At 61.2% G+C, this 11,942-nt stretch carries 10 protein-coding genes; 1 reads left to right on the top strand and 9 read right to left on the bottom strand.

All coding sequences use genetic code 11. The annotated features are described in order from the left end of the window. Positions 1-2: 2 nt before the first annotated feature. Genes mazG through cysM form a run of 4 tightly spaced genes read right to left on the bottom strand, consistent with a single transcriptional unit; the run spans position 3 to position 5,364 of the window. The gene (gene mazG, locus BMZ63_RS07685) at positions 3-842 is read right to left on the bottom strand and encodes a nucleoside triphosphate pyrophosphohydrolase (RefSeq protein ID WP_091703930.1); all 840 of its coding nucleotides are present in this window, start codon (positions 840-842) and stop codon (positions 3-5) included. Further along, positions 839-3,076, bottom strand: a complete 2,238-nt coding sequence (gene relA, locus BMZ63_RS07690) for a GTP diphosphokinase (protein WP_091703932.1) — start codon at positions 3,074-3,076, stop codon at positions 839-841. The genes mazG and relA overlap by 4 nt, the downstream gene beginning before the upstream one ends. Positions 3,077-3,096: 20 nt before the next feature. Further along, positions 3,097-4,446 carry a 23S rRNA (uracil(1939)-C(5))-methyltransferase RlmD gene (rlmD, locus tag BMZ63_RS07695; protein ID WP_091703935.1) on the bottom strand — a complete coding sequence of 450 codons (1,350 nt, stop codon included), beginning with the start codon at positions 4,444-4,446 and terminating at the stop codon, positions 3,097-3,099. A 24-nt stretch (positions 4,447-4,470) separates the two neighbouring features. Then, complete coding sequence (gene cysM, locus BMZ63_RS07700; protein ID WP_091703937.1) at positions 4,471-5,364, bottom strand: cysteine synthase CysM; 894 nt, start codon at positions 5,362-5,364, stop codon at positions 4,471-4,473. A 191-nt stretch (positions 5,365-5,555) separates the two neighbouring features. Between cysM and BMZ63_RS07705 the strand changes: the two genes are divergently transcribed. Further along, positions 5,556-8,459, top strand: coding sequence for an ATP-binding protein (locus tag BMZ63_RS07705; protein WP_091703940.1), 2,904 nt, complete (start codon positions 5,556-5,558; stop codon positions 8,457-8,459). Here the strand turns inward: BMZ63_RS07705 and pdxJ are convergent, their stop codons facing one another. The 5 genes from pdxJ to BMZ63_RS07730 are packed head-to-tail and all read right to left on the bottom strand — an operon-like array spanning position 8,460 to position 11,925. After that, positions 8,460-9,194, bottom strand: coding sequence for a pyridoxine 5'-phosphate synthase (gene pdxJ / locus BMZ63_RS07710; RefSeq protein WP_091703942.1), 735 nt, complete (start codon positions 9,192-9,194; stop codon positions 8,460-8,462). Further along, positions 9,191-9,931 (bottom strand): DNA repair protein RecO, encoded by a 741-nt coding sequence (recO, locus tag BMZ63_RS07715; RefSeq protein WP_091703945.1) that lies wholly within the window; start codon positions 9,929-9,931, stop codon positions 9,191-9,193. Before recO ends, pdxJ begins: the two co-directional genes overlap by 4 nt. Before the next feature lie 7 nt (positions 9,932-9,938). Next, on the bottom strand, positions 9,939-10,856 hold the full coding sequence (era, locus tag BMZ63_RS07720) for a GTPase Era (protein ID WP_091703950.1): 918 nt from the start codon (positions 10,854-10,856) through the stop codon (positions 9,939-9,941). Beyond that, the gene (rnc, locus tag BMZ63_RS07725) at positions 10,856-11,545 is read right to left on the bottom strand and encodes a ribonuclease III (RefSeq protein ID WP_091703953.1); all 690 of its coding nucleotides are present in this window, start codon (positions 11,543-11,545) and stop codon (positions 10,856-10,858) included. The genes era and rnc overlap by 1 nt, the downstream gene beginning before the upstream one ends. Continuing rightward, a complete protein-coding gene (locus tag BMZ63_RS07730; RefSeq protein WP_091703955.1) occupies positions 11,542-11,925 on the bottom strand; it encodes a DUF4845 domain-containing protein in 384 nt (127 codons plus the stop codon). Before BMZ63_RS07730 ends, rnc begins: the two co-directional genes overlap by 4 nt. Positions 11,926-11,942 lie beyond the last annotated feature (17 nt).

An 11,942-nucleotide genomic window follows, 5' to 3' on the forward strand; every position in this document is an offset into this window, starting at 1 on the left:
CGTCAGCCTTTTTCCACACCCTTCACCCGTTGCCAGATGGCGTCCAGCGCCTCCAGGGTTTCGCTGTCCATATCGCGCCCCTGTTCGGCCAGAGTCCGCTCAATGGCCCGGAAACGGCTTTCGAACTTGTGGTTGGTGCGATTCAGCGCCTGTTCGGGGATGACTTTCATGAACCGGGCCAGGTTCACACAGACAAACAACAGATCACCCAGCTCGTCTTCCACCGCATCCCGTTCGCCGGTGCCCGCCTCGGCCGCCTGCCAGGCTTCCTTGAGCTCGTCGATTTCCTCATGCAGCTTGTCGAACACCGGTTCCACATTCGGCCAGTCAAAGCCATGGCGTGCCGCCCGGCGCTGCAGTTTGTCGGCCCGGGCCATGGCCGGCAGGGTGCGGGCGATACCGTCCAGCCGGCTGTCCGGCTCGGCGGCGTCCGCTTTTTCGGCACGCTCCTCGGCCTTGATGCGCTCCCAGCTTTCCTTGATCCAGGCTTCGTCCGGGCGGTTGTCCGGGTCAATCCGGCTTTCCAGGGTACCCTCGGGGAACACATGGGGGTGGCGGCGCACCAGTTTGCGAACCAGGTGGTCCACCACGCCGTCGAAATCAAAATGGTCCTGTTCCCGCCCCATCTGGGCGTAGAAGATCACCTGGAACAGGAGGTCACCCAGCTCATCCTTCAGGTGCGGATAGTCTTCCCGCTCAATGGCATCGGCCACCTCGTAGGCTTCCTCGATGGTGTGGGGCACGATGGTCTTGAAGGTCTGCTTGGTGTCCCACGGGCAGCCGGTTTCCGGCTCCCGCAGGCGCGCCATCAGGTACTTGAGGTCTTCAATGGAGTAGCTCATCCGCGTTTGCGCCTCACGTCGATGATGTTCGGCAGGTTACGAATCTGCGCCAGCAGACGGGCCAGCTGCTCCAGGCTCGAGATTTCCACGGTAATTCGGATGTGGGCTGTGTTCTCGTCTTTGTTGGTCAGGGTATTGAGCGACAACACATCGCTGCGCGAGGACGACAGCAGTTGGGTGATGTCCCGCAGCAGGCCGGAGCGGTCGTAGGCCTCGATATCGATGTCCACCGGGTACACCGCCGCCGGCGTGCCGCCCCAGTTCACCTCGATGATGCGGTTGGGCTCGAACTCGCACAGGTTCAGGAACGTCAGGCAGTCCTGGCGGTGCACGGTTACGCCCCGCCCCACGGTGATGTAACCGCCAATGGGGTCACCCGGCAGCGGCTTGCAGCACTTGGCCACCTGGGTCTTGAGCTTGCCCACGCCCTGGATCTGTATGTCGGATTCGGTGTCATAGGCGGTTTTCCGGGGCGTGCTGAGCTTGAGATCCAACTGCTCGGATTTTGGTACCAGCAGTTGCTGCGCCACGTTGGCCACATGGGTGGGGCGCAAATCACCGGCGCCCACCGCCGCAAACATGTCGTCGGTGGAATGGTAGTTCACCTTTTTCGCCAGCTCGGAGAGGTCGACGTCGTAAAGTGACAGGCGCTTGAACTCGTCTTCCAGGATGGCCCGGCCATCGACAATGTTGCGATCCCGGTCCTGCTGCTTGAACCAGTGGGTGACCTTGGCCCGGGCCCGGGAGGTCTGGATATAACCCAGGCTGGGATTCAGCCAGTCCCGGCTGGGTGCCTGGTTGTTGGAAGTCAGAATGAACACCTGATCGCCGGTTTTCAGCGGGTAGGTCAGCGGCACAATACGGCTGTTCACCCGCGCGCCCCGGCAGGCATGACCGATTTCAGTGTGTACGCGATAGGCAAAATCCACCGGCGTGGCCCCCTGGGGCAGGTCCACCACATGGCCATCCGGAGTAAACACGTACACCCGGTCAGACGCGACATCGCTTTTCAGGTGATCGGCCAGGCCGGACAGGTCGCCCAACTCTTCCTGCCACTCCAGAACCTGACGCAGCCAGTTGATCTTGGCGTCGTACCCGGAGGACTTGTTGTTGGTGTCCGTGCCCTTGTACAGCCAGTGGGCACACACGCCCAGCTCGGCTTCCTCATGCATGGCCTGGGTGCGGATCTGCACTTCCATCACCTTGCCCTCGGGGCCGATCACCGCCGTGTGCAGGGACTGGTAACCGTTCTCTTTCGGGTTGGCGATGTAGTCATCAAATTCGTTGGGAATATGGCGCCACAGGGTGTGCACAATGCCCAGCGCGGCATAGCAGTCTTTCACCTCGGGCACCAGCACCCGCACGGCACGCACGTCATACACCTGGGAAAAATCGATGCCCTTGCGGCGCATTTTGCGCCAGATGCTGTAGATGTGCTTGGCCCGGCCGTTCAGCTCGGCCTTGATGCCGGAGGCGGCCAGTTCGGTTTGCAGGGTTTCGATCACCCGCTTGATGTAGCGGTCCCGGTCAAGGCGCTTTTCGTCCAGCAGCTTGGCGATTTTCTTGTAGGCGGTGGCGTGCAGGTAGCGGAAAGACAGGTCTTCCAGTTCCCACTTGATGTGACCGATACCCAGCCTGTGCGCCAGCGGCGCGTAGATGTCGAACACTTCCCGGGCCACCCGCATGCGCTTTTCGTCCGGTGCGTCTTTCACCGCCCGGATGGCGGACGTTCGCTCCGCCAGCTTGATCAGTGCCACCCGCACGTCATCCACCATGGTGACCAGCATCTTGCGCACGTTGTCCAGTTGGCCTTCACTCTGCCCCAGGACGTTGCCTTTTAACGGGTGGTGGATCGAGGAAATCGCCGCCATTTGCTGTACGCCGTTGATCAGCGCAGCCACTTCGTCGCCGAATTCCTTACGAATGTCTTCCAGAGGCACCCGCTCTTCCCGTACACAGCGGTAGAGTACCGCCGCCACCAGGCTGGCCTGGTCCATGCGCAATTCCGCCAGTACCTGAGCCATTTCCAGGCCCGTAAGAAAGCTGCTGGCGCCCGGCGCCCACTGGCGGTCTTCGCGGAAGGCCTCAAGATCGATTACCGCCGCTTTTTCACAGGCCCGGCGCAACTGCTCAGGGTTGTCCAGGTGGGTCTGCTGGGCAATGTGGGAGACCCATTGGCCGATATCCACTTCCCCATTGCCGCTTGTTGCGTAATCTTCCCTTACTTTAACCATGGCAGATACTTAGTCAGTGATCAGTGACTATCCCGCTCAAACAGCGCAATAGATTCAACGTGGGTGGTGTGCGGGAACATGTCCATCACCCCGGCACGCACCAGCCGGTAGCCGTTGCGCGCCATCACACCGGCATCCCGGGCCAGCGTGGCCGGGTTGCACGACACATAAACGATGCGGCTGGCACCAAACGCGGTCAGGTACTTGCAGATGTCCTCGGCGCCGGACCGGGGCGGGTCGATCAGGATCTTGTCGAAACCTTCCTTCGCCCAGCTCTGGCCGGTGAAATCCCCATGCAGGTCGGCGCCGAAAAACTCGACGTTATCCAGGTTGTTCAAGCGCGCATTTTCGCGCCCCCGCACCACCATGGCGCCATCGCCTTCAACACCCACCACCTGGCCGCCTTTGCGGGCCAATGGCAGGGTGAAATTGCCCAGCCCGCAGAACAGATCCAGCACTCGCTCGCCCGGCTGCACATCCAGCCACTCAACCGCACGGTGCACCATATCCCGGTTAATGCCGGCATTCACCTGGGTAAAGTCCATGGGGTGGAACTGCATGGTGAGGTCAAATTCATCCATGCGGTAACTTAATCGCTCGGCATCATGCCCAGACGATTCCGGCCAGATCCGGTGCACCGTGTCCGGTCCCTTCGGCTGCAGGTAAATATGCAAGTCGTGGGCCTGCCCGAACCGGATTAACTTCTCCCGGTCTTCCGGCACAAGGTCGTCCATATTCCGGAACACCATGGCAGCCGCTTCGTCGCCACAGGCCACTTCCACCTGCGGAATACGGTTGAAGGCCGCCAGGTCGTGCAACAGTTCCCGCAGGGGGATAATCCGTTCTCCAATGCGCGGGTCCAGCACGATGCACTGGTCGATGTCGGTCAGAAAGCTGTTGCGCTTCTCGCGGAAACCCACCAGCACCGACTCCCGGGCCTTGACGTAGCGCACGCCCAGGCGGGCCTTGCGCCGATAACCCAGACTGTCGGGCGAGCGCATGGGCTCGACCCACAGCTCCGGCTCGATGCCCCCGAAATGAGCAAAATGCTCACGCAGGGTGTTTTCCTTGAACCGGATCTGGGCATCCGGACTCATGTGCTGCAGGCTGCAACCACCGCACAGATCGGCAAATTCGCAGGGCGGCTGCTGGCGATCCGGCGCTGCCTCCAGCACCTCGAGCGTGCGCAACTCATCAAACCGGCTCCGGGTGCCGACCATTTTCGCCATCACGGTTTCACCGGGCAGCGCGCCGTCAACAAACTGGGTTTTGCCCTCGGCCCGGGCAATGCCCCGGCCATCGTGGCTCAGGGTTTCAACTTCACAACGCACGGGCTCCTTGGGCAGGGCCTTGCGGCGACGCTTGCTCATAATCGCTCTCTTGTCGGTTTCCGTTCAGGCGCTGTGGAACACGCCAGTAGAAAGGTATCGATCACCACGGTCACAGATAATCGCGACGATCACGGCATTTTCAACCTCACGGGACAGTCTCAGGGCCGCGGCAATGGAGCCGCCGGACGACACACCACAGAAAATACCTTCCTGCGATGCCAGCGCACGCATGGTGTCTTCCGCCTCCTGCTGGCCAATGTCCAGTACCTGATCGACCCGGCTGGCGTCGTAGATTTTCGGCAGATATTCTTCCGGCCAGCGCCGAATACCCGGAATGGAGGCACCGTCTTCCGGCTGCAAGCCGATGATGCGGATGTCCGGATTGCGTTCTTTCAGGTAGCGGGACACACCCATGATCGTGCCGGTGGTGCCCATGGAACTGACAAAGTGGGTCACCCGCCCTTCGGTCTGCTGCCAGATCTCCGGACCGGTGGTGCGGTAATGGGCCAGCGGATTATCCAGATTGCCAAACTGGTCCAGCACCTTGCCCTGGCCTTCAGCCTGCATCTTCAACGCCAGATCCCGGGCGCCCTCCATCCCCTGCGCCTGACTGACACCGATAATCTCGGCACCGTAGGCACGCATCGAGGCACGACGCTCCTCACTCATGTTCTCGGGCATGATCAGCTTCATCCGGTAACCCTTGATGGCCGCCGCCATGGCCAGGGCAATCCCGGTATTGCCGGAGGTGGCCTCAATCAGGGTATCGCCGGGGCTGATTTCACCGCGACGCTCCGCTTCCTGAATCATGCCCAGTGCCGGACGATCCTTCACCGAGCCGGCCGGGTTATTGCCTTCCAGTTTTGCCAGAATCACATTGCTGGTATCACCCGGCAAACGTTGCAGGCGAACCAGCGGCGTGTGCCCGACATAATCTTCAATGGTGGGAAAACTCATGCTCTGACCCTGTGATACACTTTGGCGACGAATCATACTCGTTATAGCCCCGTTGTCCCAATACGGCTTGTCGCTAACACCATGACCGACGGCTATAACATTGAAACTTGGTGTATTGTATGAACCCGCAGGCAGAGATACCTCTCTGCTTGCTGGCTTATCGGTGTATAGGAAGGGTGACAGGAACGTCTATGCGACATTGGGGCATTCGCAAGAAAGTGCTGGTGGTGACACTGGTACCCATACTGCTGACCACCGTGCTGCTGGGGCTGTTCTTCACCTATAGCTGGGTCAATAACATTGAAACCCTGCTCAAAGACCGCGGCGAATCCCTGTCCCGCCAGTTGGCGGCCGGTTCCGAATACGGCCTGTTCACCGCCAACCGAAGCCTGCTGACCAACCTCTCCAACGCCCTGCTCGAGGAACAGGACGTACGCTCTATCACCTTCTTTACCCGCGACGGCGAGCGGCTCCTGCATGCCGGCCCTGGCCGCAGCGAGCCGGAAAGCACGCCACGCCTGGACCCGGAAAACGCCCGGCGCATCAGCAAAGACAACAGTACCCTGTTCATCACACCGGTATACCTTCAAGAGCTGATGGTCGACTCCATGCTCGACCCGGATGCCCGGGAGCGCACCGCCGGCATACGCGAACCGCTCGGCTGGGCTGCCGTGGAAATGTCCCACGTGCGCACGGAAAAAGAAACCTACAAGGCGCTGCTGATCTCGCTGCTGCTGATTCTCGGCGGCGTGCTCCTGAGCATGGCCATTTCCGTGCGGCTGAGCAAAGCCTTCACCGACCCGATCTTCCAGCTCAACGAGGCCGTGGCCCGGCTCAAGGAAGGCAAACTCGACACCCGGGTTTACACCGGCGCCGGGCCGGAATTCGAACAGCTGGAATCCGGCCTGAACGAAATGGCCTCGGAACTGAGCCAGGCCCAGGCCGAGATGCAGCAGAACATTGACCAGGCCACCAGTGACCTGCGCCAGACCCTGGAAACCATTGAAATCCAGAACATCGAACTGGACATCGCACGCAAACAGGCCCTGGATGCCAGCCGCATCAAGTCCGAATTCCTGGCCAACATGTCCCACGAAATCCGTACTCCGCTGAACGGCATCATTGGCTTTACCGAGCTGCTGCTGAAAAGCCCCATGCCACGCCAGCACCGTGACCACCTGAACACCATACGCAAGTCGTCGGAAATCCTGCTGACCATCATCAACGACATTCTGGACTTCTCCAAGATCGAGGCCGGCAAGCTGATCCTGGACCGCATCCCGTTCCAGCTGCGGGACATCATCGAGGAAGTGATGGTCATGCTGGCTCCCGAGGCCCATGGCAAGAATCTCGATCTGGTGGCACTGGTGTACCAGGACGTTCCCGACAACATCATGGGCGATCCGCTGCGGGTGAAACAGGTCATCACTAACCTGATCAACAACGCCATCAAGTTCACCCAGACCGGTGAGGTGGTGCTGCGCGCCAGCCTGGAAGCCGCAGACCCGGAAAATCACCGGGTTACCCTGCGCCTGAGCGTGACCGACTCCGGTGTGGGACTGTCCCGGGCGCAGCAGCATGCCCTGTTCAACGCCTTCAGCCAGGCCGACCCATCGACCGCGCGCCAGTACGGCGGCACCGGCCTGGGCCTGGCGATATCCAAACGGCTGGTGGAAGAAATGGGCGGCAAGATTGGCCTGAAGAGCGAGCTGGGCAAGGGCTCTACCTTCTGGTTTACCCTGAACCCGGAACTCTCAACCCTGGCCAACGAGATGCCGGCAAGGGATGCCCTCAAGGGCGAGCGGATCATTTATCTGGAGCATCAGCAAACCACCGGCCTGGCCATGGAACACCTGTTGCGCAGCTGGGGCGTAACGGTGGAACGTGCCGACACACCGGCTGAGTTACTCGAGCGCGTGGACGAGGCCCAGAAAAACAACCGGGGCTACGCCCTGGCCATGATCGGCATTACCCGGCACCTGCTGCGGTCAAACCAGTACCGGGGCCTGCTGCACACCCTGGAGGTGGATTACGACTGTCGCACCCTGTTGCTGACCCCCACCCTGGACACGCAGGACACGCCCTTCTCCGGCATTGCCAGCAGCCATCTGACCAAACCGGTACGCCGGGACACCTTCTACCACGAGCTGCTGCTACTGATTCACGGTATCTATTCCGAAGACGCCGCCAACGATCAGCCGGGCAGCGGGCTGTCCAGGCGACGTGCCCCGGCTTGTCCGCGCATTCTGGCGGTGGATGACAACGCCGCCAATCTCAAACTGGTACTGACCCTGCTCGAAGAAAGCCGTTTGCCGGCCGACGGAGCCACCAGCGGCTTCGAGGCACTGGGCCTGGTGCGTGAGCAGCCCTATGACCTGGTGCTGATGGACCTGCAAATGCCGGGCATGGACGGCCTGGAGGCCACCGCCCGAATTCGCGAGCAGGACACCGACAACCATCACACCTGCATCATCGCGCTAACCGCCCACGCCATGGCCAGCGAACAGGCAAAACTGCGCGAGCAGGGCTTCGACGGATACATGCCCAAACCGATCAGCAGTCGCCAGCTCAGGGAGCTGGTGCGCGAACACACCGGCTATGAGCCGCCGGCGGTGGCTGGCCAGGAACCGGTGGATGAAGTCAGGGACACCCGCAGCAGTACCCCCAGGCCGTCAAGCCGCAGCCGGCAACACGAGTGCGTGAGTATTGAGGAAAGCGTGGAACTGGCTGGCGGCAAAGCGGATCTGGCCGAAGAGCTGTTCAGCATGTTGATGGAACAACTGCCCAAAGACCGGGAACAGGTGGAGCAGCTCTGGCAACGGAACGAACTGGCCAACCTGCTGGAATGCGTACACAAGTTGCACGGCGCCACTCGTTATTGCGGCGTTCCGGAGCTACGCGGGGCCACCTATCAGTTCGAAACCGCACTGAAATGCGAAAGCTCCGAGCTTGCGGCCCATAAAGAGCAACTGATTGCCGCCATGGACCGGCTGCGAGCCTGGAGTGAGCAAACCGACTGGCAGGCCCTGTTCCGGGAACGCTCTCACGCTCCTCCCGCCGCCGAACCCCAAGACCCGTCCGCGCCGGATGCCTGATCAGCGCCGGGCGCGGTCCAGGATGGCCCGCATTTCCTGCACAGCCTCTTTCAGCCCGGTGAACAGCGCCCGGGCCACGATCGCGTGGCCGATGTTCAGCTCGTTAATGCCGGCAATCGCCGCCACCGCTTCGGTATTGTGATAATGCAGACCATGACCGGCATTCACAACCAACCCCCGTTTTCGGGCATAGGCCACGGCGTCTTCCAGCACGCGCAGTGAACGGGCCAGCGCCTCGGGCGTCTCGGCCTCGGCGTATTCGCCGGTATGCAGCTCGATGACCGGCGCGCCGCAACGAACGGCCGCATCAATCTGCACCGGGTCCGGGTCAATAAACAGTGACACCTCGGCGCCAATCCGCGCCAGCCGGTCACAGGCCCGGGCCACCCGCTCTTCCTGGCCATCCACATCCAGGCCGCCCTCGGTGGTCAGCTCCTCGCGTTTTTCCGGCACCAGGCATACGCACTGCGGCCGCACCTGCTCGGCGAAAGCCAGCATGTCGTCGGTGACCGCCATTTCCAGATTCATTTTGGTCTGCAGGGTCTCGCGTAACAGCAGCACATCCCGATCCTGGATGTGCCGACGGTCTTCGCGGGGATGCACGGTGATCCCGTCGGCTCCGGCTTCTTCTGCCAGCATGGCGGCCTGCACCGGGTCCGGGTAACGGGTACCCCGCGCCTGACGCAGCGTGGCCACATGGTCGATATTGACACCTAAAAGCACTCTGGCGGTCATGATTTACTCCCTGATGAACGGACGGAATGGGAAAAGAGTGAACGGCTGTGCAGCGGCCGGCCCTGAAGCAGGTAATCCACCAGCACGCGCATCACCTGCTTGGCGGTTTTACGGGCCTGCCCGGAGGTCAGGTCACCGGCCGCCAGTGCCAGCAGAGCGGAACCGGGCAGTTGCCGCAACAGGGCGTCGGGGTTGTCGGGACTGATAACACCCTGGGCCGGATCATAGCCGTAATGGCCGTTGGGCTGAACCAGCTCGCCGGTATCGGTGGCCTGGTCCCAGGCAAAATCGTAACCAAGGGCCTGGGCAAAGGCTCGCTCAAAGACCCTGAGCACCGGTTCCACATCGGCGTCAGCGGGCAGCCCGGCCAGCGCCTGCAATGCCTCGATATAGCTGGCAAACAGCTGCGGGTGGGGGTCAGCCTCGGGCAGGATGCGCTGTAACAATTCGTTGATATACAGGCCACTGTACAGGGCGCGGGTGCGGGTTGGCGGCTCGGCCGGGCGCACATCCACCTGCACCAGGGTTTTCAGATCACTGCGCCCGCGCCAGTCCACCAGCAGTGGCTGGAATGGCTGCAGTTGGGCCTTCAGCGGACTACGGGCGCCGGTGGCGCCACGGGCAACCACCGCCATGCGACCGTGGTTCAGGGTAAACAGGTCAACCAGCAATGAAGACTCCCGCCAGGGCCGGCGGTGGATGACGTAAGCGGGCTCCTGCTGCACCGCCGGTTCCATACCAGCCTCAGAAATCGTTCATGCCCAGGCTTTTTAACGCCCGGTCACTGTCGGCCCAGCCCCGCTTGACCTTCACCCAGAGGCGCAACATCACCTTGCTGTCAAACAGCCGTTCCATGTCGGCCCGGGCTTCCTGGCCGATGCGACGCATACGCTCGCCCTTGTCACCGATCAGAATTTTTTTCTGGCCTTCCCGCTCCACCAGAATCAGCGCGGAGATGTGCAGCGTATTGCCCTGGCGTTTGAATTCCTCGATTTCCACGGCCACGGAATACGGCAGCTCCGCGCCCAGTTGGCGGGTGATTTTCTCACGCACCATTTCGGCCGCCATGAACCGTTCGCTGCGGTCGGTCACCTGGTCGTCCGGGTAAAAATGGACACTCTGCGGCAGGAAGCGCCCGACCGCCTGCTCCAGCGGCTCAAGATTGGTTTCCTTCAGGGCCGAGAGCGGGATGATCTCGGCAAACTCCCGCTTCTTGGACAACATATCCAGATGCGGCAGCAGCAATTCACGCTTTTCCAGACGATCGACCTTGTTAACCGCCAGAATCACCGGGCAGGTCAGGCGTTTGAGCTTTTCCAGCACCATTTCATCGGCACTGGTCCAGTTCAACTGGTCCACCATGAACACCACCACATCCACATCGATCAGTGCCGACGAGGCCGCCTTGTTCATGGCACGGTTCAGCGCCCGGGGCTCGTCTTCGTGCATGCCCGGGGTGTCCACGTAAATCGCCTGAACCGGCCCTTCGGTCTTGATACCCAGTACCTGGTGGCGGGTGGTTTGGGGCTTGCGGGAGGTGATGCTGAGCTTCTGGCCCAGGATGTGGTTCAGCAGAGTGGATTTACCCACGTTCGGCCGGCCGACAATGGCGACAAAACCGCAGCGGCTGTTCGGGTCTTCCGGTTGCATCAGATCGTTCATTATTCGGTCTCCACGCCCAGTTGCCTGAGCGCATTACGCGCCGCTTCCTGTTCGGCAATGCGCCGGCTACTGCCAGTCCCGTTGGTTTTCCGGTCCAGGGAGGGCAGCGCACAGGATACATGGAAGGTCTGGTTATGGGCCTGGCCATCCACCGAGATCACCTCGTAGTTGGGCAACGGGAATTGCCGGGACTGCAGATATTCCTGCAGCCGGGTTTTGGGATCTTTCTGGGTATCCTGGATATCCAGGCGCTTGAGGCGCTGCTCGAACCAGCGCAACACCTGCTCCCGGCAGGTGTAGAAGTCGCTGTCCAGGTAAATCGCGCCGATGATCGATTCGATCGCGTCGGCCAGGATGGATTCCCGGCGGAAACCTCCGCTTTTCAGCTCACCCGACCCCAGCCGCAGGTACTGGCCCAGCTTGAATTCACGACCGATCTCCGCCAGCGTTACCCCCTTGACCATACGGGCCCGCAGGCGGCTCAACTGGCCTTCCCGGGCTTTTTCGAAATGCTGGTAAAGGTGTTCGGCTATCACCATATTGACGATGGAGTCGCCCAGAAACTCCAGGCGTTCGTTGTTCTGGTTGCCATAACTGCGGTGCGTCAGCGCCAGCAACAGCCTCTCGGGTTGCTTGAACTGATAGCCGATGCGGCGCTGGAGTTCGTCAAGATCTGGTTGTGAATTCACTGGCCCTTCAACTCGTATTCATGCTGGAAGTGGACGACGCTGTCCACGTTGGCAAAAAGATTGTTGCGAACTTCGTAGTCCACGTTAATCACCACGTATTCGCCGTTTTTATCGACCGAGATGTGCTTGGCGTCAAAGCCCCGCACGTTGTTCACACTCAGCCGCTTGTTGATCAGCCTGCGCACCTCGGCCGGCCCCATGGTGGACAGGCCCTCCGTGCCCTCAAGGCTCTCGAGCGCTTCCTGAATGGTAATGTCATCGATGTAGGCCGGCCCCAGCTTGATGCCCAGGGTCAGCAGGGCCCCGAAAAACAGTGCCACAATCACCATGGTCAGGGCGCCGCCGTGCTGCCGGCTTCCCACGGGATAATCCGTTCTCATGACCGTTTTCTCCTTAA

The sequence above is a fragment of the Marinobacter persicus genome, from assembly GCF_900114155.1.
Lineage (GTDB): Bacteria > Pseudomonadota > Gammaproteobacteria > Pseudomonadales > Oleiphilaceae > Marinobacter > Marinobacter persicus.

Excerpts from the sequence above, each read along its gene's own strand:
- mazG (WP_091703930.1), bottom strand. The coding sequence starts at position 842 with ATGAGCTACTCCATTGAAGACCTCAAGTACCTGATGGCGCGCCTGCGG.
- relA (WP_091703932.1), bottom strand. The coding sequence starts at position 3,076 with ATGGTTAAAGTAAGGGAAGATTACGCAACAAGCGGCAATGGGGAAGTG.
- rlmD (WP_091703935.1), bottom strand. The coding sequence starts at position 4,446 with ATGAGCAAGCGTCGCCGCAAGGCCCTGCCCAAGGAGCCCGTGCGTTGT.
- cysM (WP_091703937.1), bottom strand. The coding sequence starts at position 5,364 with ATGAGTTTTCCCACCATTGAAGATTATGTCGGGCACACGCCGCTGGTT.
- BMZ63_RS07705 (WP_091703940.1), top strand. The coding sequence starts at position 5,556 with ATGCGACATTGGGGCATTCGCAAGAAAGTGCTGGTGGTGACACTGGTA.
- pdxJ (WP_091703942.1), bottom strand. The coding sequence starts at position 9,194 with ATGACCGCCAGAGTGCTTTTAGGTGTCAATATCGACCATGTGGCCACG.
- recO (WP_091703945.1), bottom strand. The coding sequence starts at position 9,931 with ATGGAACCGGCGGTGCAGCAGGAGCCCGCTTACGTCATCCACCGCCGG.
- era (WP_091703950.1), bottom strand. The coding sequence starts at position 10,856 with ATGAACGATCTGATGCAACCGGAAGACCCGAACAGCCGCTGCGGTTTT.
- BMZ63_RS07730 (WP_091703955.1), bottom strand. The coding sequence starts at position 11,925 with ATGAGAACGGATTATCCCGTGGGAAGCCGGCAGCACGGCGGCGCCCTG.